The organism is Campylobacter sp. BCW_4341 (assembly GCF_001764255.1).
Classification (GTDB): domain Bacteria; phylum Campylobacterota; class Campylobacteria; order Campylobacterales; family Campylobacteraceae; genus Campylobacter_D; species Campylobacter_D jejuni.
The window spans coordinates 43,492-68,596 of record NZ_MKAH01000032.1 but is presented as its reverse complement, the minus strand read 5'-3'; the positions used below and the strand labels follow the sequence as shown (position 1 = coordinate 68,596).

The 25,105-nt window shown below is 30.6% G+C and carries 26 protein-coding genes; 11 read left to right on the top strand and 15 right to left on the bottom strand.

Annotation, left to right across the window (positions count from 1 at the left end):
* Positions 1-27: 27 nt before the first annotated feature.
* Positions 28-405 (top strand): DUF1090 family protein, encoded by a 378-nt coding sequence (locus AJN70_RS04900; protein ID WP_002932559.1) that lies wholly within the window; start codon positions 28-30, stop codon positions 403-405.
* A 31-nt stretch (positions 406-436) separates the two neighbouring features.
* Here AJN70_RS04900 and rsfS read toward each other — a convergent pair whose 3' ends face one another.
* Complete coding sequence (gene rsfS / locus AJN70_RS04895) at positions 437-763, bottom strand: ribosome silencing factor (RefSeq protein ID WP_002855339.1); 327 nt, start codon at positions 761-763, stop codon at positions 437-439.
* A 27-nt stretch (positions 764-790) separates the two neighbouring features.
* Positions 791-1,336 (bottom strand): nicotinate (nicotinamide) nucleotide adenylyltransferase, encoded by a 546-nt coding sequence (nadD, locus tag AJN70_RS04890; RefSeq protein ID WP_002862071.1) that lies wholly within the window; start codon positions 1,334-1,336, stop codon positions 791-793.
* A gap of 59 nt (positions 1,337-1,395) precedes the next feature.
* Here nadD and gap point away from each other — a divergent pair, with 59 nt between their 5' ends.
* The 5 genes from gap to AJN70_RS04865 are packed head-to-tail and all read left to right on the top strand — an operon-like array spanning position 1,396 to position 6,592.
* Positions 1,396-2,394 carry a type I glyceraldehyde-3-phosphate dehydrogenase gene (gene gap, locus AJN70_RS04885; RefSeq protein ID WP_002868484.1) on the top strand — a complete coding sequence of 333 codons (999 nt, stop codon included), beginning with the start codon at positions 1,396-1,398 and terminating at the stop codon, positions 2,392-2,394.
* Positions 2,395-2,396: 2 nt separating this feature from the next.
* Positions 2,397-3,599, top strand: a complete 1,203-nt coding sequence (locus AJN70_RS04880; protein ID WP_070295549.1) for a phosphoglycerate kinase — start codon at positions 2,397-2,399, stop codon at positions 3,597-3,599.
* Positions 3,596-4,267 (top strand): triose-phosphate isomerase, encoded by a 672-nt coding sequence (locus tag AJN70_RS04875; protein WP_070295548.1) that lies wholly within the window; start codon positions 3,596-3,598, stop codon positions 4,265-4,267. Before AJN70_RS04880 ends, AJN70_RS04875 begins: the two co-directional genes overlap by 4 nt.
* Positions 4,268-4,270: 3 nt before the next feature.
* Positions 4,271-5,095, top strand: a complete 825-nt coding sequence (fabI, locus tag AJN70_RS04870; RefSeq protein ID WP_070295547.1) for an enoyl-ACP reductase FabI — start codon at positions 4,271-4,273, stop codon at positions 5,093-5,095.
* Positions 5,096-5,098: 3 nt separating this feature from the next.
* Positions 5,099-6,592 carry a hydrogenase small subunit gene (locus AJN70_RS04865; protein ID WP_070295546.1) on the top strand — a complete coding sequence of 498 codons (1,494 nt, stop codon included), beginning with the start codon at positions 5,099-5,101 and terminating at the stop codon, positions 6,590-6,592.
* On the opposite strand, the gene feoB is transcribed toward AJN70_RS04865, so the two are convergent.
* The 7 genes from feoB to AJN70_RS04830 form a co-directional block, all read right to left on the bottom strand.
* Entirely contained in the window at positions 6,589-8,430 is a 1,842-nt protein-coding gene (gene feoB, locus AJN70_RS04860; RefSeq protein ID WP_070295545.1) for a ferrous iron transport protein B, read from the bottom strand. The two genes, AJN70_RS04865 and feoB, sit on opposite strands and share 4 nt — an antisense overlap.
* Positions 8,427-8,651 (bottom strand): ferrous iron transport protein A, encoded by a 225-nt coding sequence (locus AJN70_RS04855; RefSeq protein ID WP_002779147.1) that lies wholly within the window; start codon positions 8,649-8,651, stop codon positions 8,427-8,429. Before AJN70_RS04855 ends, feoB begins: the two co-directional genes overlap by 4 nt.
* A gap of 81 nt (positions 8,652-8,732) precedes the next feature.
* Positions 8,733-10,073, bottom strand: coding sequence for an MmgE/PrpD family protein (locus AJN70_RS04850; protein WP_038817384.1), 1,341 nt, complete (start codon positions 10,071-10,073; stop codon positions 8,733-8,735).
* Positions 10,074-10,081: 8 nt separating this feature from the next.
* The gene (gene purB / locus AJN70_RS04845; RefSeq protein ID WP_052777903.1) at positions 10,082-11,449 is read right to left on the bottom strand and encodes an adenylosuccinate lyase; all 1,368 of its coding nucleotides are present in this window, start codon (positions 11,447-11,449) and stop codon (positions 10,082-10,084) included.
* A gap of 9 nt (positions 11,450-11,458) precedes the next feature.
* Positions 11,459-12,622, bottom strand: coding sequence for a trans-sulfuration enzyme family protein (locus AJN70_RS04840; protein WP_070295544.1), 1,164 nt, complete (start codon positions 12,620-12,622; stop codon positions 11,459-11,461).
* Between the two features lie 12 nt (positions 12,623-12,634).
* Positions 12,635-14,074 carry a C4-dicarboxylate transporter DcuC gene (dcuC, locus tag AJN70_RS04835; protein ID WP_002881509.1) on the bottom strand — a complete coding sequence of 480 codons (1,440 nt, stop codon included), beginning with the start codon at positions 14,072-14,074 and terminating at the stop codon, positions 12,635-12,637.
* A 3-nt stretch (positions 14,075-14,077) separates the two neighbouring features.
* Positions 14,078-14,440: a RidA family protein gene (locus tag AJN70_RS04830; protein ID WP_052858258.1), complete on the bottom strand. Its 363-nt coding sequence runs from the start codon at positions 14,438-14,440 to the stop codon at positions 14,078-14,080.
* Positions 14,441-14,605: 165 nt separating this feature from the next.
* Between AJN70_RS04830 and AJN70_RS04825 the strand changes: the two genes are divergently transcribed.
* Positions 14,606-15,262: a transcriptional regulator gene (locus tag AJN70_RS04825; RefSeq protein ID WP_070248088.1), complete on the top strand. Its 657-nt coding sequence runs from the start codon at positions 14,606-14,608 to the stop codon at positions 15,260-15,262.
* Here AJN70_RS04825 and AJN70_RS04820 read toward each other — a convergent pair whose 3' ends face one another.
* Both AJN70_RS04820 and AJN70_RS04815 read right to left on the bottom strand, forming a co-directional pair.
* On the bottom strand, positions 15,263-15,733 hold the full coding sequence (locus tag AJN70_RS04820; protein WP_044778870.1) for a Cj1386 family hemin-binding protein: 471 nt from the start codon (positions 15,731-15,733) through the stop codon (positions 15,263-15,265). It abuts the gene before it with no gap.
* Positions 15,734-15,789: 56 nt separating this feature from the next.
* Entirely contained in the window at positions 15,790-17,214 is a 1,425-nt protein-coding gene (locus tag AJN70_RS04815) for a catalase (protein ID WP_044778869.1), read from the bottom strand.
* 170 nt (positions 17,215-17,384) lie between these two features.
* Between AJN70_RS04815 and AJN70_RS04810 the strand changes: the two genes are divergently transcribed.
* Genes AJN70_RS04810 through fldA form a run of 3 tightly spaced genes read left to right on the top strand, consistent with a single transcriptional unit; the run spans position 17,385 to position 18,888 of the window.
* Positions 17,385-17,699 carry a DUF2325 domain-containing protein gene (locus AJN70_RS04810; RefSeq protein WP_002870622.1) on the top strand — a complete coding sequence of 105 codons (315 nt, stop codon included), beginning with the start codon at positions 17,385-17,387 and terminating at the stop codon, positions 17,697-17,699.
* Between the two features lie 2 nt (positions 17,700-17,701).
* The gene (locus AJN70_RS04805) at positions 17,702-18,397 is read left to right on the top strand and encodes a hypothetical protein (RefSeq protein WP_070252641.1); all 696 of its coding nucleotides are present in this window, start codon (positions 17,702-17,704) and stop codon (positions 18,395-18,397) included.
* Positions 18,397-18,888: a flavodoxin FldA gene (gene fldA, locus AJN70_RS04800; RefSeq protein ID WP_002871975.1), complete on the top strand. Its 492-nt coding sequence runs from the start codon at positions 18,397-18,399 to the stop codon at positions 18,886-18,888. Before AJN70_RS04805 ends, fldA begins: the two co-directional genes overlap by 1 nt.
* Before the next feature lie 44 nt (positions 18,889-18,932).
* On the opposite strand, the gene AJN70_RS04795 is transcribed toward fldA, so the two are convergent.
* From AJN70_RS04795 to selA, 4 genes are read right to left on the bottom strand one after another with little or no spacing between them, the layout of a single operon-like run.
* Complete coding sequence (locus AJN70_RS04795; RefSeq protein WP_070295543.1) at positions 18,933-19,463, bottom strand: hypothetical protein; 531 nt, start codon at positions 19,461-19,463, stop codon at positions 18,933-18,935.
* A 5-nt stretch (positions 19,464-19,468) separates the two neighbouring features.
* Positions 19,469-20,179, bottom strand: coding sequence for a thioredoxin fold domain-containing protein (locus AJN70_RS04790; RefSeq protein ID WP_052858252.1), 711 nt, complete (start codon positions 20,177-20,179; stop codon positions 19,469-19,471).
* A 48-nt stretch (positions 20,180-20,227) separates the two neighbouring features.
* Positions 20,228-22,033, bottom strand: a complete 1,806-nt coding sequence (gene selB / locus AJN70_RS04785; RefSeq protein WP_052858250.1) for a selenocysteine-specific translation elongation factor — start codon at positions 22,031-22,033, stop codon at positions 20,228-20,230.
* Positions 22,030-23,352, bottom strand: a complete 1,323-nt coding sequence (gene selA, locus AJN70_RS04780; protein ID WP_052858248.1) for an L-seryl-tRNA(Sec) selenium transferase — start codon at positions 23,350-23,352, stop codon at positions 22,030-22,032. Before selA ends, selB begins: the two co-directional genes overlap by 4 nt.
* A 77-nt stretch (positions 23,353-23,429) precedes the next feature.
* Here selA and AJN70_RS04775 point away from each other — a divergent pair, with 77 nt between their 5' ends.
* Positions 23,430-25,103: a 4Fe-4S dicluster domain-containing protein gene (locus AJN70_RS04775; RefSeq protein ID WP_052858246.1), complete on the top strand. Its 1,674-nt coding sequence runs from the start codon at positions 23,430-23,432 to the stop codon at positions 25,101-25,103.
* Positions 25,104-25,105 lie beyond the last annotated feature (2 nt).

The following is a 25,105-nucleotide window of genomic DNA, read 5'->3' as shown; positions in this document are numbered from 1 at the left end:
TAAATTTATTTTAAAAAGGAATTAAAAATGAAAAAAATACTTGTTCTACTTTCGTTGTGCGCCTTTGCTTTTGGTGCAAGTGAATGTGATAGAAAAATCGATCGTATCAATAAAGAAATCAGTTTTTCTAAAGCACATAATGATACAGCTAGAACTTTAAGCTTAGAGCTTGCTTTAAAACAAGTACAAAATGATTGTGCTAAAGATCCTATGTTTTATGATAAAAAGTTAGAAGCTAAAAAACTTAAAGAACAAGAAGTGGAAAAAATCGAAAAAGAACTTGATGCTTTAAAAGAACAAAAAGATTATATGAGTAAGGCTGAGTATAAAGCTAAAAAAGAAGCTTTAAAAGAACAAAAAGAGAAGATCAAAAAAGAAATTAAAGAATATATCGATAATCTCTAAAAATTAAAAGGCTAATTAAATTTTAGCCTTTTTAAACCCTACCTTTTTTAAGATTTTCTAATAATTCTTCTATATTATAAATTCCTCTGTGTTCTGGTGTTAAAAGATGGATTAAAATATCACCAAGATCAATCACGCTCCATTCTTCACTACTATCTATGTTTAAAAATTCCTCACCTTTGGCTTTAAGTTGTGTTTTAAGCTCATCGATCAAAGATAGAGCGTGTCTTTCTCCTAAAGTAGCTGCGATAATGACATATTTTACAAAGTATTCTTGCTCGCTCATGTCAATGGTTTTGATATCTTCAGCTTTTTTTTCATCTAAAATTTTAACGATTAAATCTATTCTTTCTTGCATTATTTTCCTTTAATTTTTGAAATTGTATCAATTTTTTTGTAATTTTTCATAATATTTTTTTACTTCATCTTTAATTTCTTCGCAAACTTCATTTGTATTTAAAGTATTGCGTATGAAAGAAGAAGCGATTTTTTTATCGGTTTTTAAATCTTTAAAATTCTTAGGAATTTCTATATCATTGCGATTGGCAATAACAAATTCTACTAAAGAATTAAGTTTTTCAAAATCATGCCAAAGATGAAGTTTTTCTAAATGATCTGCGCCGATTAAAAGATAAAATTTACTAGGATTATAAAGCTTATAAAGATACTTAACGCTTTCTATACTAGGAACAGGGCGTTTTTGCTTGGTTTCAAAATCACAAATTTCAACTTTTGGCAAATGTCCCCAAAGTTTTTTAACCCATAAAAATCTTTGCTTTTCATCAGCACTAAAACTTTGTTTAAAAGGGTTGATATAAGTAGGCATAATAATAAGCTTATCAATATCTAATTTTTCCAAAGCCTCTAAAACAACGCTATTGTGTCCATTATGTGGTGGATCAAAACTGCCACCAAAAAGTGCTATCTTCATTAAATTTTTAACCTTTTTTTTGTAGAATATTAGCATTATATTTTGCAAAAGGAAATTAAATGGCTGTAAAAGTTGCTATAAATGGTTTTGGACGCATAGGCAGATGTGTTGCAAGAATCATCTTAGAAAGAAATGATATTGAGCTTGTGGCGATAAATGATACTACGGATATTGAACTTACAAAATACCTTTTTAAATACGATACAGTACATGGTGAATTTAAAGGCAGTGTTGATAGTGAAGGCGATGATTTAGTGGTAAATGGTAAAAAAATCAAAGTATTTAAAAGTCGCAATGTAAAAGATCTTGACTTTGCAAAACACGGCGCACAAATTGTTTTAGAGTGCACAGGAGCGCATTTAACTATGGCAAAATGTCAAGAATTTATAGATATGGGAGTACAAAAAGTGATCATGAGTGCTCCTGCAAAAGATGATACTCCTACTTATGTTTTAGGGGTAAATTCAGAACTTTATAAGGGTGAAAGCATTATTTCTAATGCAAGTTGTACAACAAATTGTTTAGGTCCTGTTTGTCGTGTTTTACAAGATAATTTTGGCATAGAAAAAGGACTTATGACAACAATACATGCTTATACAAATGGACAAAGTATTATTGATGCTAAAGCTAAAGATAAACGCCGTTCTCGTGCTGCAGCGCAAAATATCATTCCAACTTCTACAGGCGCAGCAAAAGCTATGAAACTTGTTATGCCTGAACTTAATGGCAAGCTTCATGGACAAAGTATGCGTGTGCCAGTGATTGATGTATCAAGCGTGGATTTAACTGCACAACTAAGCCGTAAAGTCAGCAAAGATGAAATCAATGAAGCTTTTAGAAAAGCTGCAACTACAAATTTAAAAGGCATTTTAATGGTAGATGATGATGAAAGAGTTTCAAGCGATTTTATCACTTGTTCTTATGGAGCTATTGTAGCAAGTGATTTAACTCAAGTGATTGCGGATGATTTTATCAAGGTAATTGCTTGGTATGATAATGAATGGGGCTATTCAAGTCGTCTAGTAGATATGGCAGTATATATTGCAAATAAGGCTTAATCATGAGTGATATTATTTCTATAAAAGACATTGATTTAGCTAAGAAAAAAGTTTTTATAAGATGTGATTTTAATGTTCCTCAAGATGATTTTTTAAATATCACTGATGATAGACGCATAAGATCAGCTATTCCTACGATAAGATATTGTTTGGATAATGGTTGTAATGTGATTTTAGCCTCTCATTTAGGGCGTCCAAAAGAAATTAGCTCTAAATATTCTTTAGAACCTGTAGCTAAGCGTCTTGCTAGACTTTTAGATAAAGAAATTATTATGGCAAAAGATGTTATCGGCGAAGATGCAAAAACCAAAGCTATGAATTTAAAAGCGGGTGAAATTTTACTTCTTGAAAATTTGCGTTTTGAAAAAGGCGAAACTAAAAATGATGAAAATTTAGCCAAAGAACTTGCTTCTATGGTTCAAGTTTATATCAATGATGCTTTTGGAGTATGCCATAGAGCACATTCTAGTGTAGAGGCGATTACTAAATTTTTTGATGAAAAACACAAAGGCGCAGGATTTTTACTCCAAAAAGAAATTGATTTTGCAAGCAATCTTATCAAACATCCAGCACGTCCTTTTGTCGCTGTTGTTGGAGGTTCAAAGGTAAGCGGAAAACTTCAAGCATTGACAAATTTATTACCAAAGGTAGATAAATTAATCATAGGCGGAGGTATGGCATTTACTTTTTTAAAAGCCTTAGGTTATGATATAGGAAATTCACTTTTAGAAGAAGAGCTTTTAGAAGAAGCTAATAAAATTCTTACCAAGGGTAAAAATTTAGGAGTAAAAATTTATCTTCCAGTAGATGTTGTAGCCGCTCCTGCGTGTTCACAAGATGCACCAATGAAATTTGTTCCAGCGCAAGAAATTCCAAATGGTTGGATGGGTTTAGATATAGGACCTGCAAGTGTGAGACTTTTTAAAGAGGTGATTTCTGATGCGCAAACGATTTGGTGGAATGGACCTATGGGTGTTTTTGAAATTGATAAATTTTCAAAAGGTAGTATTAAAATGAGTCATTATATCAGCGAAGGACATGCAACTTCTGTTGTTGGCGGTGGCGATACGGCTGATGTGGTTGCGCGTGCAGGTGATGCAGATGAGATGACTTTTATTTCCACTGGAGGTGGTGCTTCTCTTGAACTTATAGAGGGTAAAGAACTTCCAGGTGTAAAAGCTTTAAGATCTAAGGAAAATGAATGATCTTTGCTGCAAATTTAAAATGCAATCACACAAGGGCAAGCTTTAAAATTTATGCTGAAATTTTAAATAAAACTATGGGGGCAAAATGCGATGATATTATCGTTTTCCCACCTAGTGTAGCATTTTTAGAAAATGAAAATAACTTCATACAAGGAGCGCAAAATTTTTATCCTTGTGTTAATGGTGCTTTTACAGGCGAGCTTGGAAAAGAACATTTGGACGAATTTGGGATCAAATGTGTTTTAATCGGGCATTCTGAAAGAAGAGCTTTAGGAGATGAAGCACTTATTAAGGCTAAATTTGATTTTGCTAAAGAGCATGGCTATAAAATTGTTTTTTGTATAGGTGAAAATTTAGATACAAAAAATTTAGGCAAGACTTTAGAGTTTTTAAAAAAACAACTTGAAATTATTGATTTAAATTATGAAAAACTCATCATTGCTTATGAGCCTATTTATTCTATAGGAACGGGAGTGAGTGCACAAGCTACAGATATTGCTAAAGTGCTTGAATTTTTAGCGAGTTTAACTAGGGTACCTTTACTTTATGGTGGAAGTGTGAATGAAAATAATATTAAAGAAATTTTAAGTGTAAATCATTGTGGTGGAGTTTTGATAGGCTCTGCAGCTTTAAAAGTAGAAAATTTTATAAAATTAATCAAAGGATAAAAGATGATTATGAAAGGTAAAAAAGGTCTTATTGTAGGGGTTGCAAATAATAAATCTATCGCTTATGGCATAGCAAAAGCATGTTTTGATCAAGGAGCCCAGCTTGCTTTTACTTTTTTAAATGATGCTTTAAAAAAACGCGTAGAACCTATAGCACAAGAGTTTAATTCTAATTTTGTTTACGAGCTTGATGTAAACAATAATGAGCATTTAGATTCTATCGCTGAAAAAATCAAAAAAGATTTAGGTAAGATTGATTTTGTGGTACATGCGGTTGCTTTTGCTCCAAAAGAGGCTTTAGAAAATTCTTTTTTAGAAACTTCAAAAGAAGCTTTTGATATAGCTATGCAAACTTCTGTGTATTCTTTACTTTCTTTAACACGTGCGCTTTTACCTATTTTAAAAGATAAGGGTTCGATTTTGACTTTAAGTTATCTTGGTGGGGTTAAATATGTGCCTCATTATAATGTTATGGGTGTAGCAAAAGCTGCACTTGAAAGTTCTGTGCGTTATTTAGCAAGAGATTTAGGGGTAAAAGGAATTCGTGTTAATGCTATTTCAGCAGGTCCTATTAAAACTTTGGCAGCAAGTGGAATAGGGGATTTTAGAATGATTTTAAAATACAATGAAATCAATTCTCCTTTAAAACGCAATGTTAGTATAGAAGATGTAGGAAATTCGGCTATGTATTTACTTAGTGATTTGGCAAATGGTGTTACAGGTGAAATACATTATGTTGATGCAGGATACAACATCATGGGCATGGGTGATGTTGAAAAAAATGAAGAAGGGCAAACTGTTCTTTGTTGGGATAATCAAAAAGGATAAAAAATGGCAAAGCTTAGCAATGAAGAATTAAAAAATATACTTGAAGATCGCATTAAAAAACTTGAGAATTCTACTTTAAAAGAGGATAAGTTTATCAATGAAGAAAGTGTAAAAATTCTTGCTAGGCATTTATCTTTAGGTAATGAAATTCCAGTTCTTGCTCAAAGATTTTTTCAAATCGCACCTAAAACAAAATTAGTATGGCTTCATCTTTGTGAATGTACAGGGTGTAGTGAGAGTTTGTTGCGTTCTGAGTTGCCAAGTTTTGATGAGCTTATTTTTGATTTTTTTTCTTTAGAATATCATGAAACTTTAATGGCGGCAAATGGTACTAAGGCTGAAGAGCTTTTAGAGCATGTTTTAGAAGAAGATTTTATTTTAGCGGTTGAAGGTGGTGTTGCAGCCATTGATACCTTTTTTCTTACTATAGGAGCACAAGGAGAGAGTGGCTATGAAATTTTAGAAAAACTAGCTGCTAAAGCTAAAGCTATCTTTGCAGTGGGTACTTGTTCAAGTTATGGTGGTATTCAGGCTGCTTATCCAAATCCTAGTAAAACCTGTGGTATTAGTGAAGTCTTAAGTCAAAAAGTAGCAAATATCCCAGGTTGTCCTCCAAGTGATGTAAATATCATTGCGACTTTAAGTTTTTTTGCTTTATTTGGAGTTTTGCCTGAACTTGATGAGCAAAATCGTCCTGTGTGGGCTTATGGTAAATGTTTGCATGATATGTGTGAAAGAAAGGCGAAATTTGAAAGTGGGATTTTTGCTGAACATTTTGATGATGAAGCTGCAAAGAATGGAGCTTGTTTATTTAAGATAGGTTGTAAAGGACCTTATACTTACAATAACTGCCCTAAAGTGAAATTTAATGCTAAAACTTCTTGGCCAGTGGCTGCAGGACATGGTTGTATAGCCTGTAGTGAGAAAAATTTTTGGGATGAGTTTGGAAATTATGAAAAGCCTATGGCAAATATTTTTTCTTACGCTAAACTTTGTAATGAAGAGTTAAAACAAGAATTTTTTCTAGAAGAGCAAATTAAAATTTTAGAACAAATAGATTTTGAATTTGAAAGCAATATAAAACTTATTTTACAAAATCTAGCTAAAAATAAATTAGGTGCTTTGCTTGTAGAAAATTATAAAAAATCTTTTGAAAAAAACTATGCTTTTATAGAACAAAATTTTGATGAAAATCCTATGCCTTCAAAAGATTTTTGGAAATATCTTGAGATGAGTTTTATTTTGGTTAAAGGCGCATTTTTAAAAGATAAGAATGATTTTTTAATTGCGGCAAAAAATTATGCTTTTAAACATGCAAGTCCTTATGATTTTAAGTTAAATATGAACGCTGAAAAACCAAAGCTTGATGTGAGTAAATCTTTTCGTATGACTTTAATCTATCTTTGCGGTGGGCTTGATTTTGAAGGTGTTGCTTATAGCATTTTAAAAGCTTTTGAAGATAATATTGCTAAAATTTCATCATTAAAAGTAAGTTAATTTAATAAAATTTTAGCAATATGAAGTCCTATAAAAGCTACTATATAAGCACTTGTGCAGGTAAAAAGAAAGAGAAAGAGAGTATATTTTAGCTTTCCACTTTCTTTTGAAAAAACTATAGTTGCTGCAAAGCAAGGATTATAAATCATTACAAATAAAATAAAAGCCACTGCACTTGGTATAGGTATATTTTTGGCAATAATTCTTTTTAAATCATTATTTGTTTCATCTACATCTTTTCCTAGTGAATAAAGTACTCCCATAGTTGAGATCATCACTTCTTTAGCAGCCAAACCACTGATTAAAGATACGCTTAATTTCCAATCTAACTCAAGGGGTTTAAAAATAGGTTCTATGCCTTTGCCAAATTGTCCTAAATAACTTTGTTCTATAGCTCTTTCTTGAGCATTAAAATCATTTAAATTTTCTTCATTTTTTGGAAAATTGCTAGCAAACCATATGAGCAAAGAGGCCAAAAGTATGAAAGTTCCTGCTTTTTTAAGATACATTTTGGCTTTATTATAAACCATAAACCAAACTAAATGCCAATTTGGCATACGATATTTTGGCATTTCCATAACAAAAGGTTCATCAAGTCCACGAAATGCTGTCATTCTTAAAAATTTTGCAGCACAAAGTCCTAAAATCGCACCTAAAATATAAATTCCAAAAAGATAATTTCCTGCTTTTTCACTTGGAAAAAAAGCACCGATAAAAAGCACATATACAGGAAGTCTTGCCCCACAACTCATAAAATTGATCACAAAAAGAGTTAAAAGTCTATCTCTTTTGTTCTTAAGAGTACGTGTAGCCATAAAAGCAGGTACCGAACAACCAAAACCAGTGATTAGCGGAATAAAACTTTTACCATGCAAACCAAATTTATGTAAAATCCCATCAAGTAAAAAAGCTACTCTTGACATATAGCCTGTGGTTTCTAAAAGAGCTATGCCTAAAAATAAAATCATTATATTAGGTAAAAAAAGTATCACAGCACCAACACCTGCGATAATCCCATCAGCCAAAGCTGAAGCGATAAAGGCATTAGAAATATTGTTTTTAACAAATTCACCCAAGGCATTAAAGCCTGATTCTATATAATCCATAGGAATTTGTCCTAAGCTAAAGGTGAGTTGAAATAAAAGCCACATTAAAAATAAAAATATAGGTAAGCCAAAGAATTTATGGATAAGTAAGGCATCGATTTTTTTGGTTAAATTTCTCTCTTCTTTTTTATGTGTGATAATTTTTTTTGAAAGTTCATTAATAAAATATAATAAATCTTCTTTTTCTGGAGTTTTTTCGCAAAGCGGAGTGTAAAATTGAGATCTTGGAATAAATTTACTTTCAAATAAAATAATAATTTTTTGCAGCAAAAGTTCTAAATTTTCTTTTGTTTTTGCTGAAATTTCAACAACTTGACTTTGAAATTCTTGGCTTAAAATAGAAGTGTCAAGCTCTATACCTTCTTTTTTGGCTTCATCGCACATATTTAAAGCTAAAAGCATTTTTTTATTAAGGCTTAAAAGTTCTGCACTAAGGATAAGATTGCGTTCTAAATTAGTAGCATCTAAAACATTAACAATAACATCATAGTCATTTTGATTTAAAAAATGACGTGTGATTTTTTCTTCTTCGCTATATCCATCTAAAGAATAAGTTCCTGGTAAATCAATGACTTCAAATTCATAGTTTTTGTAAAAAGTTTTTGCACTTGCTTTTTCTATAGTAACTCCGCTAAAATTTCCTACTTTCATATTGGCTTTGCAAAGCGCATTAATAAGAAGACTTTTGCCTACATTAGGCTGACCTACAAGGGCTATTTTGATTTTTTTCATATAAGATTCACTTCTATGGTTTTAGCTTCATCAGATCTTAGGATAACACAACTTGTATCAAGTTCTACCATTATGGTGGCATTTTTTAAAGAGGAGTGAATTTTTTTCAAGTTTTTATTTTTAATAAATCCAAAGCTTAAAAGTCTATTTTTGAGTTCTTTGTGAGCGTTTAAATTGACAATAATAGCCTTTTGTCCATCTTTTAACTCGTTTAAAGTCATTGTAATTCCTAAATTAATAATAAATATTATAATAAAAAAGTGTAATGAAATTATCCTTCTTGTAAAAAGAAGGATAAATATTTAAAAAGAAAAGTGGTTTAAATTTTCTAGATTGATGATTTGATCTAGAATTTTGTTAGCTTTAGCATTATCAAGGTAAATTTGTGCATTGGCTAAAAATTTAGCTTTTAATTCTTCAAAACTTAGTGGATTATCAAAATTACCTTTATTGATAAAAACATCTTTTTGGATTATGCGTCCATCTTGCAAACTGGCTTCTAAATGCCCTGGAAAATATTTTGGAAAGCCTTGAGATTTCCTTTTTTCGTAACTGATTTTTTTAGCAAATTCTAGTACTTCTTCACGCTTTAAATTTTTATAAGATTCAAGAGTGATTTTACCATCAAAGAATCCAAGAGCCATTAAAAAAGGCATGGAAAATTTAGCTTCATAAGCACTATTTGGAGTGTATTTTGCTTCCAAAGGATCGCAGATAAAAGAAATAGGAACTTCATCTACAAAACAATGAATACTTTTAATTTCATCAGCTTTTAAACCATCATTTTTTAAAGCAATAGCACAATCAATAAGCCCATGAGCAAAATGACAACTTGGATAAGGCTTGATTGAAACTTGCATAGTTTGCCAAATTTCTCCCAAGGCTTTGCTAAGTTCTGTTTTATCGCATTCTTCTTCTATGCCAAAACATTTAAAGATATTATCCCTACCTTCAAAAATACTCAAAGGCCCACTCATATTGTTTTTGGCAAAATGAGCTACCATAATGCCGTTTTTAACAGTATTGGCAATATGTAAAACTTTTGAATTAGATCCATTGGATAAAAACTCATTAATCCCACTTGCAAAACTTCCTGCAAGTCCTAAAGCATTGATGATTTGTTCTTTGTTAAGATCTAGTAAGATTGCACTTGCACTCACGCTTCCAAAAATTCCTGCAATAGCAGTAGTATGAAAACCACGCTTATGAAAAGTGCCTTTGCTTGCAATGCCTACTCTAGCTGCAATTTCCCAGCCTATTATAAAAGCTTTGATGATTTTTTTCGCATCTTTGCTAACATGAAAACCATAACTTAAACAAAGTGGAGTTAAAATCGCACTTGCATGCAAAATCGCTTCTGTATGCGTATCATCAAAATCTAATGCATGAGAAGCAATGCCATCTAGCATAGCTGCATATATAGGATCTAATTTTTGATCATTTACCCAAATAGGAGTATTTTTTTCTGTGCTTAAATTTTCAAAAGCTTTAAAAGCATTTAAAACACATTCTTCTTTGCTTGCTGCTATAGCTGTTCCAAGGCTATCAAGCATAAGCTCTTTAGCCCTTTGAACAACTGTATTAGGGATATTTTCATATTTAAGATTGAAAATAAAATCCGCTAAAATTTCACTATAGAACATGATTTTTCCTATTTTAAGATAGCGCTATTTTTGATTTTTGCCAAAAATTCATCTACAAGTTTTGGTGCATATCCTACATAGGTTGTTGCATCAAGTAAAGCATCAATTTCTTTTTCTTTCAATACCTTAGATACTCTTTTATCTGCAAGTAAAACTTCTTTAAAAGTTTTTTGTTTTTCTATACCTAGCATAGCATTTTCATAAACAATTTCATGGGCATGTTGTTTTCCATAATGATCGCTTAATGCAAACATAACACGCTCGGCTAAAACAAAACCATTAAGAGTATTTAAATTTTTAAGCATTTTATCTTTTTTTACTTCTAAATCGCTAAGAGCGAATTTCATATTTGCTAAAACCACAGAAAGCATTAAAAACATTTCAGGTAAAAGCTTCCATTCCATTTTCCAAACTTGACCATCTCTTTCATGTTCATGTCTTTCAATATCGCTTAAAATGGCTAAATTTGCTTTAAAGGCATTGCTTACTGTAACTGCATTTTCGCTTACTGCAGGATTTCTTTTGTGTGGCATAGTGCTTGATCCTACTTGTCCTTTGCCAAAAGGTTCAGCAACTTCATCAATTTCATTATGCGAAAGGATTAAAATTTCATGAGCGATTTTGTTAAAGGTTGCGTTGATATTACTTAGCACAAAACCAAGCTCTATAAAGCGATCACGTGCAGGTTGCCAAGAAATATTAGGCACATCAAGTCCTAAATTTTCTAAAGTGAGTTTTTCTACCTCATTGCACTCATCACTTAAACTCGCTTTGGTTCCTACAGCACCTACTATACTACCTACATAAAGTCTTTTTTCAAGCTCAAGTATTCTTTCAAAATGACGCTCAAGTTCGCTTAACCAAATAGCCACTTTATGTCCAAAAGTAATAGGCAAAGCCTGAAGTGCTAAAGTTCTTCCCATCATAGCGGTGTTTTTATGGGTTTTAGCTAGTTTCGCTAAGGCTTTTGCGATAGCTTTTAATTCGCTTTTTATAAGAGTCATTGCTTCTTTAAATTGCAAAACCAGTCCTGTATCGATGATATCTTGAGTGGTTACTCCAAAATGTACATATTCGCCTAAATTATTATCGCAAGCTTTTTCTAATCCTCTTACAGTAGGAACTAAAGGGTGTTTGGTCTTTTTAAATTCAGCAAAGATAAAGTCCATATCCATAAATTTATAATGAGCTTTTTTTGCGATCTCATCAGCTGCTTTTTTAGGGATAATTTTAAGTTTTGCTTGTGCTTTTGCTAAAGCTGCTTCAACATCGAGCCATTTTTGTATGCGGTTTTGTTCGCAAAAAATAGCACGCATTTCCTGCGTGCTCCATGAGTCTGCTAGTAATCTATGATCAAATACACTAATTCCTGTCATCTTATCTCCTTATTTTTTAATACTATCAAAAGCTTGTGTTAAATCAGCAATTAAATCTTTAGTATCTTCAAGACCTATATGAAATCTTACAAATGGCCCTCTTGCGCTTAGGTCTGTTGCAGTTCTAGGTGGAGTAGTTACGGTGGCTAAGCTTTCATATCCACCCCAGCTAGCACCAATTGAAAAGTATTCTAGTTTATCTACAAATTTAATAGCATCATCTTTGTTATAACCTTCTGCAAATTCTATGGTAATCATACCATTTGCACCTTTATGATCACGCATGAAAATTTCATGATTTGGGTGGGATTTGAGTTTTGGATAGAAAATTGTTTTAATTTCTTTTCTGCTTTGTAAAAACTCTACAATTTCATCAGCACTTTTTTCATGAGCTTTCATTCTCACATCTAGTGTTCTCATACCACGAAGCACTAAGTAAGCATCATCAGGACTTGTTGTAAAGCCTAAAGTTTCTGGAAGTTTGTCAAAATTTTTCCATTCTTTTTCGTTGATTACTACTATACCCATGGTTACATCAGAGTGTCCGCTAAGATATTTTGTAGCGGCGATAACTGAAATATCCACCCCAAGTTCTAAAGGATTTAGAAAATATCCACTAGAATAAGTATTATCAATGGCTACAGGGATATTATGCGCATGGGCAATTTTGCAAAGTTTTGGTAAATCTATGATTTCATAAAGTATAGAACCTGGACTTTCACATAAGATAAGCTTGGTATTAGGCTTGATTTTTTCTTCTACATCACTTGCATCAGCTTTTAAAAAATCAATTTCAACACCCATTTTTTCTAAAAATAGTTCGCAAATCGTTCTTACAGGCCCATAAATTGCATCAGTGATTAAAAAATGCGCATCTTTGCTTGCATAGTTTAAAAGTACCATAGCTAATGCTGCAAGTCCTGTTGGGAAAAGTTGTGCTCTATAGCCACTCTCTAGAGTGCAAATAAGTTTTTCAAGTTCAAAATTAGTTGTTGTTCCTCTAGCTCCATAACTTAAAACACGATCTGTTTTTCTTAATTCTCTGTATTTTTGCCAAGTTGCGTGATCTTTAAAAAGTATGGTTGATGCACGCATAAGTGTAGGATTAACTGATCTTACTTCAGCGCCTTGATCACCTCTGCCACAATGAATAAGTTTAGTTTTTGAGTTCATTTTTTCTCCTTTTTAAAGATAAATATAAGTCATAATAACATTTACAATAGTCGCTACAAGCATAGGAATAGCTGTTCTTTTAACCACGGCAAAAGGACTTACTTTTGCAATAGCTGAGATAGCTAAGATTGCTGGTGCAATAGGACTAACACATCTTCCAAAGCCCGTCATGATTTGAATTGGTGCTATCATGGTGATAGTTTCAACTCCAAAGTGTTTTGCTATATTTGGGATAAGTGGAGCAAAACTAAAAAATGCTGCATTTCCTGAACCCATTAAGAAAGCACAAACTGCAAGCAAGATTGAAACGACGATAATAATAGCCAAAACTCCAAATCCTGCATTTTTGCAAAATTCTATTAAAGTATCTACAAAACCTACAGATAAAAGACCACTTGCAAATACTTGACCACAAACGATGAGTGAAACTGTGATAACAAATAAATGTCCCATTCCTTTAAAGAAAATCATAATAGAATTAAGAGTTTCTACTATGCTTTTATAGCGTATCATTTCAAAAATAATAGCCACAAAAGTTGAAATCACCATTGCTACTGGAACATTCATTTTAATTGTGGTACTAGCAGCTGCTTTGACTTCTTCAGCACTATTTATTCCCATTAAAACCAAGATGCTATCGAGTACTGAACTAAATCCTAGGATTAAAACCAAAGGAATTATAGGTAAAATCGCATAAATTCTAGGAGGTTTTTTAAGTTCTTTTTCTTTGCCTTCATTTTCATTTAGTTCTTTTTCAATTTCTTGTGCATTGAAGACAAAATTATCTTTTTTGTCAAAAAATTTATTGCAAAGATATATTGTAATACCTACAGCTATAATGATAGGTAAAGTCGTAGGGAGTTGATAATGAACAAAATAAATTGCAGGATCAACTTCAGCTACTTTTGACGCCATGATCACATTTCCACTCCCAGGTCCATGATCGATATATTGACAAATAGCAATCACGCTTAAGGCAGAAAGCTTTGAAACACCAGAGCGTACAAGTATAGGATACATAGTAACCATAAGTAAAAGTGCCAAGCCTGCGTGAGAAGGGATAAAAAGAACTAAAAATTGCACGATAAAATAAGCAACTATGAGTAAAACATAAGGAGATTTTACAGCTTTTAAAGGTTTTTCAAAAACTGTAAAAAGTGCATAAGAAGCCCCTACATGATCCATATAAGCAGAAAAACCTGCTATAGTCATAAGTGTAAGTCCAAGCCCTGCTAATGTACTTGACATGGTTTGATTAAAAACTTGAAAAATATCAAAAAAACCTAAATTTAAAGAACCTTTAGCGACAATGTGTGGAGAAAGTCCAAAAATAGCAGCTAAGGAAAGTAAAAGTAAACCACTTAAAAGCAATGCCATGTGAGCATTGATTTTTTTATAAAGCATAAAAACAAGTAAAAAAATGCTAAATAGAGATAAAACAATACCTAGCATATTTTAGCCTTTTTGAGCGATAATCTCTATCTCTACTTTAGCTTTTTTTGGCAGATCTTTTACCGCAAAAGCACTTCTTGCTGGATAAGGATCTTTAAAAAATTCAGCATAAATTTCATTAAATGCTACAAAATCATTGATATCAGCTAAAAAGCAAGTGGTTTTAATCACTTTATTATAACTGATACCATTTTCTTCTAAAATAGCACCGATATTTTTCAAAGATTGTTTGGTTTGTTCTTTGATATCATGGCTTTCTATTTCGCCTGAATCAGGGTTGATAGGAAGTTGTCCTGATATAAATAAAAGTCCATTTGCTTCTCTGTAAGCTGAGTATGGACCAATAGCTTTTGGATAGTTTGACATGAATTCTCCTTTGTTAAATATAGATTAAGCAGAATGCATTTTATCACTACAATAATAATTTGTCAATAGTTTATTATCATAATAATAAAATTTTATTTTTAAGAAATGTTTTAAAGTATAAAGAGTAGAATTTAATATTATATTAATTTTATTGAAGGCGGTTTTATGGATGAGGGACAAAAACAACAATTTATAAAGTTGACATATTTTTTAGGAGAAGTTTTAGGTGAGCAATATGAGATAGTTTTTCATGTAATTACTGAAGATGGGGCTTATATTGCAGCAATTGCTAACAGTCACATTAGTGGGAGAAGTTTAGATTCTCCCTTGACTGCTTTTGCAAGTGAGCTTATGCAAAATAAAAAATATTTAGAAAAAGATTTTTTATGTGATTATAAGGCTCTTGTTGGAAAATCAAAATTAATTAGAGGATCTACTTTTTTTATTAAAAATCATGATGAATTAGTAGGTATTTTGTGTATCAATCATGATACTAGTGTTATGAGAGATTTAATATGCAAGATGATTGATTTAGAAAAAATTGGAGATATGGGTGATATTTTAGGAAATATTAGTTTTTCTCAAAATGATTCAAGCATAGAAACATTAAGTCACTCAATAGAGGATATTTTAGTTCAAAGTGTAGATTCTAGTTATTTAAATTCTGATTATCAATTAAGCATTACTCAAAAAGAAGAAATTGCTGAAAAGCTATATGAAAAAGGTATTTTTAATATAAAAGGAGCGGTTCCTATCGTAGCAAAATTTTTAAAAATTTCAGAACCCAGTGTTTATAGGTATCTGAAGAAATTTAAAAAATAACTAAAATTTTTTGATAAATTTTAGTATTTTTAGGCTCATTTTCTTTAAAAAATTATTTTTAGATTTTTTGAGTAAAAATTCTGCCACATCTTTGCGTCCAAACATAATAGCAAAAGTATAAGGTGTCATTCCTAAACCATTGTTTTCATCAATATTTGCTCCATATTTAACTAAAAGTTCACACATAGGTAAGTATCCTTTAAAACAAACTCCTGCTAATGGGGTTTGTCCACGATCGTTTTTTTCATCTACTTTTGCACCTTTTTCTAAAAGCATTTTAGCACTTTCATAAGAATTATTATAAGCTGCAAGCATAAGCAAGCTATCTCCTTTATGAGTTTTTAAATTTACATTTAAACCTGCTTCTATCATGATTTTAAGATTTTCATATTCATTATTTCTTGCAAAATTAAAAGCCATTTTACAAAGCTCTTCAAATCTTTTTTCTTCTTCTAAACTAAGAGTTATCATTGTTTTTCCTTAATTATTATAATCTTTAGTTTGCCACCAAAAGTGGCAAGTAAAAATTATTTTTCTAAAGCTTTCTTAATTCCTTTTGCATAATCAGGTGAAATTTTTTCAAAATGTTCTAAAGCTCTAGTGATAATTTTTTCATCAACTCCTTCCATAGAAGCGGCGATATTATGAAAAAGTTGAGTTTTTTGATCATCATTCATAAGATTAAATAAAGCTCTTGGTTGAGTATAAAAGTCATTATCTAGTGGAGCATATCTTTGTGCTACGCCTTCTAAGACTAAATCAGGTTCAAGATAGCTTTTATCTTCTTTTGGGCTGTTATCATAGCTGTTTGGTTCATAATAAGCTGCATCATTTTTATAATTATCAAAATTCATAGCACCAGCGACATTGTAAGTATTCACTTCGCTTTTTGCACGATTTACTGGTAAAAGATGATAATTAGTTCCTATTCTATATCTTTGTGCATCAGGATATGAAAAAATTCTAGCTTGCAACATTTTATCGGGGCTAAAGCCAATTCCAGGAACGATATTGCTTGGACTAAAGGCAGCTTGTTCAACTTCATTAAAATAATTTTGAGGATTTTTGTTTAGAATCATTTCACCTATATCCATCAAAGGTACAAGACTATGAGGCCAAATTTTTGTTAAATCAAAAGGATTAAATCCAAGCTTTTCTATATCTTTTTCAGCAAGAATTTGAACTTGAACTTTCCATTTTGGAAAATCTTTATTTTCTATAGCATTATAGAGATCTCTTTGATGGCTTTCTCTGTCTTTTGCTATAAGCTCAGCAGCTTCTTGGTTGGTAAGATTTTTAATCCCTTGTTGGGTTTTAAAATGGAATTTCACCCAAAATCTTTCATTTTTATCATTAATAAAACTATAAGTATGGCTTCCAAATCCATGCATATGACGATAACTTGCAGGAATTCCTCTATCACTCATAAGAATGGTTACTTGATGTAAGCTTTCAGGACATAAACTCCAAAAATCCCAAGCAGCATTATTGCTTCTTAAATGTGTTCTTGGATCTCTTTTTTGAGTATGGATAAAATCAGGGAATTTATAAGCATCACGGATGAAGAATGTCGGAGTGTTATTTCCTACCAAGTCCCAGTTTCCTTCTTTGGTGTAAAATTTAATAGCAAAACCTCTCACATCGCGTTCAGCATCTGCTGCACCTGCTTCACCTGCTACTGTTGAAAAGCGTAAAAATAATGGAGTAACTTCGCCTTTTTGAAAAATTTTAGCTTTGGTATAAGCACTTAAGTCTGCTGTAATTTTTATTTCGCCATAAGCTCCACTTCCCTTAGCATGAACGGTTCTTTCTGGAATTCTTTCTCTATTTTGATGAGCAAGTTTTTCAAGTAAAAGATAATCTTGCACAAGTAAAGGTCCTTTTGCGCCTGCGCTTAATGAATTTTGGTTATCGGCTATAATGTTTCCAAAATCGTTAGTCAATTTTTTCATTGTTTTCTCCTAAATAATAAAATTTATTAATTAGTAAATTATATCTATTAAAAATTAAAATTAACTGAATAATTGCATTTTATTGATAATAAATTTCAAAATAAATTTAGTTTTTTTATATTATAATAATAATTATCAAAATATATTTTAAAAATCACAAAGGAGAATTTATGTCAGTTTTGGTTATTGGTGCAGATGAAATCACTCCTATTAGAGCTGTTTTACATGATTTAGGTGCTAAAAAAATAGAACACTGGGATGCGCGTAATGAAAATAGAGTTAATCGCAAGCCGATTCCTTGTGATACAGAATGTATAGTAATGTTAACAAGCTTTTTAAATCATAATACTATGAAAAAAATCAAAAGTGAAGCTAAAAAGCGTAAAATTCCATTAGTTTGTGCAAAAAGAAGTGTAAGTTGTGTGTATTGTGAATATTGTAAAATTTTTAATCTTAATAAAGAATTTTCTTGCTATAAAGGTTAAAGATGTTATTTGGATTTGATGATAAGCGAGAATTTATACCGCAAATTTATCGCTATTTAAACAATCAAGAGCTTATGTTGACTTTTTTAACTCAATATAATGCGAGCGTTGATAGCGCTCTAAAAATTCCTCTTTTATATGCAAAAAATACCAAGAGTTTAAAAATGATATTTGGAAATTTTTTACATGATATAATGCATGTTTCATTTGGTAAGATTCAAAATATAAATATCAAGCTTAATACATACGCTTTCTACTTTCAAAAAAGAAAAAGCTTAATTTTTAATACTAAAATATCTAAGAATATCGATCTTTTAAGACTTTTAAGAATTTATCTTTATGGCATTTGTTTTGATGCGCAAATTTTATTTAGCTCTTATGTTTATGATAAGGTTTCTTTTCAAAATAATGGAAAAAATATAGATCAAGATGGTGATCTTATTATAATAGATAAGAAATTTGCAATTTTACCACTTTGCAAAGAGATTAATACATATAAATTAAAAATTGAAAATGAAATTCATGGATTATTGGATTTAATAAAAGAAAATAATTTTGAAAAATTTTATATTGTTTGTCCGCGTAACAAAAATTTCACACATTTTATTGAAATAAAACATTTTTTGTGTGATTTAAACAAAACTATGTTAAAATTAGTTCCGTATAAAATATCAAATCAAATTATAAGGAGAAAATAATGTCAGTAGCAGTAATCTATGGTAGTGCTATGGGAAATACAGAAGGAGCGGCTAATACAATTGCTTCAAAACTTGGAATTAGCGATGTTTTTAATATCTCAGATATTGATGCATCTAAAATAAATTCTTACGATAAATTAATTTGTGGAACTTCAACTTGGGGAAGTGGTGATTTACAAGATGATTGGGATGGTTTTGATTTTTCAGGACTTAGTCTTGGTGGAAAAACTGTAGCTGTATTTGGTATGGGTGATAGTGAAAGTTATTCTGACACTTTTTGTGGTGGCATGGGTAAATTAGCTCAAAATTTAAAAGATGCAGGTGCAAATTTGGTAGGAGAAGTTTCAACTGATGGTTATACATTTGAAGCAAGCGATGCGGTTGTAGATGGTAAATTTGTTGGACTTGCTCTTGACAATGATAATCAAGAAGATCAAACTGAATCAAGAATTGATGCTTGGGTAGAACAAATTAAACCTTATTTTGCTTAATAATTCTTAAAATCAAGAGTCTTTATACTCTTGATTGTCTTTTCTTAAAAATAAAAAAAACTCATTATTTGATTTATAATTTTATTTTCTAAAGATAATTGACAGCGTTCTTTATTTCCAAGATAAGCCGTTCTTGCAAGAAGACTTGTTTTTTGAGAATTGTGATTTTTAGAGTTGATTTGTAAATTAACCTGCATAGTATAGTAGTTTTCCACCATCCATTCTCCATCGCTTTCCAAAGGATCAAAATCATAAAAAAATCTTGCTGAAGTTGTGATTTTTTGAGCATAAGAATGCTTTTTCATATCTACAAGATTGATTAAAATTTCATAATCTGCATTCTCTTTTACTTCTTTTAAACCTAAATTTTTAAGTTTTAAAGCCAAATCTCTATCCAAAGTAGTTCGAAGTTGGCTAGGATTTTGAAAGGAAATTTTAAAACTTTGTTGTTTTTGCGATCTGATAAAAATGCCTTCATTGCTTGTTTGAATAAAGCTTTGTATGAAAGTTGCATTGGTGCAAGCACTCATAAAGAGTGCTATAAAAAAGCTTAAAATTAAAGCAAATTTAGACATTAGGTTTATTTAATAATAGTTGGAGTAGCGCTAAGACCTAATGAGCGATATTTTTCATATAAGGAAAAAACTTCTTTTAATTCTGCATCACTTACTTTTGGATAATTTTTGATATTTGCATCGTAGTATTTGTTTAAAATTGCGATTTTTTCTTTATCATTTTTTGCTTTTTTTGCTTCTTTGTAGATTAGAGCGGATTTTTCAAAAGCAGATTTTCCATGTACTGGAGTTAAAATATAATTAACTTGATAGTTTTTAAGTTCATCATCAATTTGAGCTAAATGTTCTCTACAATAAGGGCATTCAGGATCCGAAAAAACATAAATTGCAGGTTTATTTTTATCTCCCAAAGCTATTACCATGGTTTCTTTTTGTGCTACAGCTTTAGCATTTTTTGTAAAATTTTCTCTTGCTTCTTGAAATTTTTTCATTTCATATTCTTGAGCATAAGAAATTCCCGTTTTCAAGTCGATAAGATCAGGGGTAATAAAACTATCTTTTGTAAAAAGAATGTTTTCTTGTTTTTGTCCATTTAATTCAACGCTTACAATAACACTTTCAAAACCCGTATTACCAACCTTTTGACGATTTGATACACTAACGGTAGCATTTGGAAATTGTGCTTTAATGCTTTTTGAATAAAAATCACTAATTTCTGAATTACTTGCAGCAAACAAAGATGCTGAACAGGCAAGAATTAAACTTAATTTTTTCATAGTTTATAAATCCTTTAAATAAATTATGTTTAATTCTATAATGATTTTCTAAATGTTTGTTAAAAATCTTTTTTCAGCTTCTTTGCTTACTTGAGGAAATTTGTCTAAGTATTCTAAATAAGCAATAGCATATTTTCTTGAAAGATTGAAATATTCTTTCATACTTTGCACATCAAGACTTTGATTTTTTAATAAATTTAAACATTCTTGCATAAGTTTTTCAAGAGCTTGTTTTTCTATAAAAAGATTGTGTGAAAGTCTTACAACCAAGCCTTTTTGGGTAAGTTTTTTGAGTATATTATCTCCGCTTTTTCTATCAAGTTCTAAAAAATCATAAAGATTATAAGGAGCTTCGGGTTTAATACCTTGTTTTTTTAAAATTTCATATAATTGATTATTATTTTTTTCTTGAAGTTTTTCAAAATCTATGCCTTTTTTAAAATAAATTCCATTTTGAAAATCCAATAAATTTGACATCTCTTTAAGTCCGAGTTCGCAAAAATTTTCACTTGCCCAAGTAATCCTTAAAGCTAAAGAATGTGCTGAAAGCATGGCATAAGGATTTTTTTCAAGTATGAATTTGATGAAATTTTTAATTTCTTCTAGACTTTGTAAATGATATACATTAAGATTTTTTTCATCGACAAATACTTGATTTAATTCTTTTGCTAATTTCAATGCTTTTTGATGAGAGAGTTTAAATCTTTGATAGCTTGAAAGCAAACCAAAGCCGTATTTATGTGCGTCTTTTAAGAAAGAAAAAGCTGCTTTAAAATCTTTATTTTTCAAAAACATTAAAAATTTATTTTTTTGTTCTTTTTTTAAAGGTTCGCTTAAAGGATTTAAAACCTTACCACCGCCTATAACGCGATTGTTTTGTAATAAAATAAAAGCCTCATCAAAACTTAAAAATACATTTTTATCAAAACTAAAATGCACAAAAAATTCATCATTTTCTAGTTTTTTTAATATATTTATTTTGCATTCTATTTGTCTTGAACCCACGCAAAAAATCATTTTGCTATTTTGTAAATTTTTTGCTTTAACTAAAGCATCGCATTCTTTAAAGGCTTTAAAATAACCTTTTTTACTTAGCAAATAACCTTTTTTCAACTCTTTATAATCACAATTTAAACTTAAAGCCACACGGTTACAAGCTTTGATTTGCTCTAAATTAGTATCGTGGTTTTGTATATTTTTAACAATGAGTTCTTTTTGAGTGTCTAAACAGATGATTTTTTCATTTAAAGTGATGCTTCCTTCATTAAGACTGCCTGTAACGACAGTTCCTATGCCTTTTAGAGAAAAAACTCTATCGATATAATAATGAAAAATCAGTTCTTCATCGTTTTCTTTGTTTTCTATGGTATAAAGATAATTTTTTAATTCTTCTATGCCTTGATTATTTTTTATACTGGTGTGAAATACTTTTAAAATGGGATAATCTAAATTTTTTAACTCTTCTAAAATTTCTACACTTTTTTGCTCTATATTTTCACAAAGATCGCATTTGCTAAGCACTAAAATGATATTTTTAATATCAAGAATTTTTAAAATTTCTAAATGTTCTAAACTTTGTTCTTTTAAACCTTCGTTAATATCTACGACAAATAAACAAACACTAAAGCCAAAAGCTCCACTTATCATAGTTTTAACCAAATCTTTATGTCCTGGAACATCGATAAAAGAAATGTTTTTATCTTTTAATTTAAGATTTGAAAAACTTAAATTAATGGTGATTTGTCTTTCTTGTTCTTCTTTTAAACTATCGCCTTCAAAACCATTTAAAGCTTTAATGAGTGAAGTTTTTCCATGATCAATATGTCCTGCGGTTCCTATAATAACAGACTTCATAAGTTTTCCATTTGATTGATTGTAAGAATAAGTTTTTGAAGTTCATTTTCTCGTATAGTTCTAAAATCAAGAACAAATTCATCATTTTCAATGCGTCCTATGATATTTTCTTTTCTAAATCGAGTTTGTAGTTTTAAAGCATCTCCTTGAAAAGTCAGTATATAAGTATCTAAACTTTTATCAGGCATAGAACCTCCTCCTACTAAACTTTTGCTTTTTTTAAGCTGGGTTTGAAAAATTAATTCTTTTTGCACTCTTAAAGCTTTTTTTTCTATAAAGGATAAGTCATCATTTAAAAGTTTTAAGGTAATAATTTTTTCATAATCTTTTTGCAAATAAGCTTTTAAGCTTTCGTTTAAAAAAGATAGAGTTAATTTATCCACTCTTAGCATTCTTAAAAGTTGATTTTGTTTAAGCTTTTCTATGAGTTCTTTTTTTCCAAGTATAATGCCTGCTTGCACACTACCAAAAAGTTTATCTCCGCTAAAACTTAAAATATCACATTCTTGCACGAGTTTTTTGATTTTAGGTTCATTTTTAATCAGTTTTTCGTTTAAATTTTCACACCAGCCAGAACCTAGATCATAATAACTCAAAAGCCCTTTTTCTTTTGCTAGTTCATGTAGATCTTTTATATTTACTTCACTGTGAAAACCCATAAGAGCGAAATTAGACTTGTGGGTTTTTAAAATTAGAGCGGTATTTTCACTGATAGCTTGTTCATAGTCTTTTAAGTGTGTTTTGTTGCTAGTTCCAACTTCGCAAAGCTTTACACCTGCAGCTTTTATCACTTCAGGCACACGAAAACTTCCGCCAATTTCTACAAGTTCTCCTCTTGAGCTTATGACTTCTTTATCATAACAAAGAGAATTAAGTACTAAAAAAACTGCTGCAGCGTTGTTATTGACCACTAAAGCATCTTCACATTCAAAAAGCATTTTAAGTTTTTCTAGTACCAAAGCATAGCGAGAGCCTCTTTTTCCATTTTCTAAATCAAACTCTACATTAGAATAATTACAAATGATATCTTTACACGCTTCATAAAGTTCTTCATGGATTACACTTCTACCAAGGTTTGTATGTATAACCACTCCGCTTGCATTAATCACACTTTGTAAATCTTTGCGGTAAAAAGTTTTGATTTCTTTTTTGATTTCTAAAAGTAGTTTATCTTTAGAAATTTCATCTTGGGAAAAATTTTCTTTTAGTTTTGCGACAACTTTTTTACAAAAAAATGCTTTGATATAAAAAGGATAGGATTTTAAACTCTCATCTTCAATAAGAGTGTTAATCTGTGGAAAAGTTCTAAATTTGTTCATCTTAAGCCTTAAGAAAATATTTGGTTATTTTAACATAGAATTTATAAAATGATGTTTTAAAGAGATTAAGGAAGACAATGCAAGATTTTGTTTATATAAAAAATGATGTTTTAATCCCTTTGCCTGATGCTATTGAAATTTTAGATCAGGCAAATGATAAAGAAGCATTAGTTTGCAATGATAAAAATCAAAAAGCACAAATTTATGCCCCTGAGATTAATTTTTATCTTAAAAATTCTCAAGATGAAATTTTAGAGCAAAGTAAAAATGTTTTAACGCTTTATGAAGCAAGAGCTAGCGTTTATGATTTAGGGCTTGATTTAGAACAAAGTAAAGAAGTACAAAACCGTTTAATTGTCGCAGATGGTGACGCTCAAACTGTAGAGTTTTTAAAAGAACATGGATTTAAGGTTATTGCTTTAAGCAGTGCAGAAATTTTAGCTGTTTTTGGAAGTGTAGGGGAACTTTGTGCTGTGGTTAAAAATCAAGGCGAAGAAGTGGAAATAGATTTTGATTTTTTGCTTTTTAAAGCTAAGGATTTAAGCGTTGTGCGTAAAGATTTTACAAGACAAAGTGGATGTTATAATCTTTTAAATTTTGAAAATCTTGAAGTATTGTTAGAGTTTTTGCAAAGCAAAAGTCCAAAATATCATTATAAAACTTATATTAGCTATAATGCTAGCGTGTGTCAATACCACGAAAGACGCAGTGAGCATTGTGCAAAATGTGCTGAAATTTGTCCTACTGTGGCGATTTTAAAAGATGATGAAAAAAAGCATTTAGAATTTTCTCAAGTGGATTGTTTGGGTTGTGGAGGATGTATTAGCGTGTGTCCTAGCGGATCGCTTGATTATGCTCCTATGCCAAGAGAAAGTTTTTTTACCCTTTGTGAGTTTTATAAAGATAAAAAAATTTTAATCATTCCTAAAAAAATGTCTTTAGAAAATTTAAATCTTGTTTTACCAAAAGATGTTTTACCCTTTATGATAGAGGGTGAAAAGTGGCTTTCTTCTATGCATTTTTTAACACTTTTGCAAAATAGTGGAGCAAATTTGGTTTTTTATACGGACTTTGTATCTCGTGGTAGCAACGAGGCTATTGTACTTTTAAATACTTTTTTTGAGAGAAAATTTCAAAAAAAAGCTATTTTTGTTGCCAAAGATGAAAAAGAATTGCAAAATGTTTTAAAAGAGCAAGAATTCATACAAGATTTAAAATATGATTTTCATAACAACACCTTAACTACAAGAGAAAATTTTGCCAAAAGAATGCAAGAAATGATAAAAAATGAAGATTTTGGCGGTATAGAAAGTGGCGAATGGTTGCGTTATGGTAAGATAGAAATTAATCCTAACACCTGTACGCTTTGTCTTTCTTGTGTGGGTGCCTGTAATGTAGGAGCTTTAATCGCTGACAAACAAGAAAATGCTTTGAAATTTAATGCTTCTCTTTGCACGACTTGTGGGTATTGTGAGTTAAGTTGTGCTGAAAAAGATACTTTAAAATTAGTTCGTAGTGGAATGGAGTTTAGAGCTTCTTATTTTGAATATCAAACCATGGCAAAAGATGAGCTTTTTGCCTGTATAGAATGTGGTAAAGAATTTGCCACCAAAAAAGCTGTAGAAAAAATAGCCAATTTAATGAAGCCTAAATTTGGTAATGATGAAAATAAAATCAAAACACTTTATTGTTGCGCAGATTGCAAGGCAAAAGTGATGATAAAAGCAATGGGTTTTGCGGGGCAAAATTAGAT

Excerpts from the sequence above, each read along its gene's own strand:
- selB (WP_052858250.1), bottom strand. The coding sequence starts at position 22,033 with ATGAAGTCTGTTATTATAGGAACCGCAGGACATATTGATCATGGAAAA.
- nadD (WP_002862071.1), bottom strand. The coding sequence starts at position 1,336 with ATGAAGATAGCACTTTTTGGTGGCAGTTTTGATCCACCACATAATGGA.
- AJN70_RS04865 (WP_070295546.1), top strand. The coding sequence starts at position 5,099 with ATGGCAAAGCTTAGCAATGAAGAATTAAAAAATATACTTGAAGATCGC.
- purB (WP_052777903.1), bottom strand. The coding sequence starts at position 11,449 with ATGACAGGAATTAGTGTATTTGATCATAGATTACTAGCAGACTCATGG.
- fldA (WP_002871975.1), top strand. The coding sequence starts at position 18,397 with ATGTCAGTAGCAGTAATCTATGGTAGTGCTATGGGAAATACAGAAGGA.
- AJN70_RS04815 (WP_044778869.1), bottom strand. The coding sequence starts at position 17,214 with ATGAAAAAATTGACTAACGATTTTGGAAACATTATAGCCGATAACCAA.
- AJN70_RS04825 (WP_070248088.1), top strand. The coding sequence starts at position 14,606 with ATGGATGAGGGACAAAAACAACAATTTATAAAGTTGACATATTTTTTA.
- AJN70_RS04875 (WP_070295548.1), top strand. The coding sequence starts at position 3,596 with ATGATCTTTGCTGCAAATTTAAAATGCAATCACACAAGGGCAAGCTTT.
- AJN70_RS04900 (WP_002932559.1), top strand. The coding sequence starts at position 28 with ATGAAAAAAATACTTGTTCTACTTTCGTTGTGCGCCTTTGCTTTTGGT.
- rsfS (WP_002855339.1), bottom strand. The coding sequence starts at position 763 with ATGCAAGAAAGAATAGATTTAATCGTTAAAATTTTAGATGAAAAAAAA.
- AJN70_RS04840 (WP_070295544.1), bottom strand. The coding sequence starts at position 12,622 with ATGAACTCAAAAACTAAACTTATTCATTGTGGCAGAGGTGATCAAGGC.
- AJN70_RS04790 (WP_052858252.1), bottom strand. The coding sequence starts at position 20,179 with ATGAAAAAATTAAGTTTAATTCTTGCCTGTTCAGCATCTTTGTTTGCT.
- selA (WP_052858248.1), bottom strand. The coding sequence starts at position 23,352 with ATGAACAAATTTAGAACTTTTCCACAGATTAACACTCTTATTGAAGAT.
- AJN70_RS04850 (WP_038817384.1), bottom strand. The coding sequence starts at position 10,073 with ATGTTCTATAGTGAAATTTTAGCGGATTTTATTTTCAATCTTAAATAT.
- AJN70_RS04775 (WP_052858246.1), top strand. The coding sequence starts at position 23,430 with ATGCAAGATTTTGTTTATATAAAAAATGATGTTTTAATCCCTTTGCCT.
- AJN70_RS04820 (WP_044778870.1), bottom strand. The coding sequence starts at position 15,733 with ATGATAACTCTTAGTTTAGAAGAAGAAAAAAGATTTGAAGAGCTTTGT.
- dcuC (WP_002881509.1), bottom strand. The coding sequence starts at position 14,074 with ATGCTAGGTATTGTTTTATCTCTATTTAGCATTTTTTTACTTGTTTTT.
- gap (WP_002868484.1), top strand. The coding sequence starts at position 1,396 with ATGGCTGTAAAAGTTGCTATAAATGGTTTTGGACGCATAGGCAGATGT.
- AJN70_RS04795 (WP_070295543.1), bottom strand. The coding sequence starts at position 19,463 with ATGTCTAAATTTGCTTTAATTTTAAGCTTTTTTATAGCACTCTTTATG.
- fabI (WP_070295547.1), top strand. The coding sequence starts at position 4,271 with ATGATTATGAAAGGTAAAAAAGGTCTTATTGTAGGGGTTGCAAATAAT.
- AJN70_RS04830 (WP_052858258.1), bottom strand. The coding sequence starts at position 14,440 with ATGTCAAACTATCCAAAAGCTATTGGTCCATACTCAGCTTACAGAGAA.
- AJN70_RS04810 (WP_002870622.1), top strand. The coding sequence starts at position 17,385 with ATGTCAGTTTTGGTTATTGGTGCAGATGAAATCACTCCTATTAGAGCT.
- AJN70_RS04805 (WP_070252641.1), top strand. The coding sequence starts at position 17,702 with ATGTTATTTGGATTTGATGATAAGCGAGAATTTATACCGCAAATTTAT.
- feoB (WP_070295545.1), bottom strand. The coding sequence starts at position 8,430 with ATGAAAAAAATCAAAATAGCCCTTGTAGGTCAGCCTAATGTAGGCAAA.
- AJN70_RS04880 (WP_070295549.1), top strand. The coding sequence starts at position 2,397 with ATGAGTGATATTATTTCTATAAAAGACATTGATTTAGCTAAGAAAAAA.
- AJN70_RS04855 (WP_002779147.1), bottom strand. The coding sequence starts at position 8,651 with ATGACTTTAAACGAGTTAAAAGATGGACAAAAGGCTATTATTGTCAAT.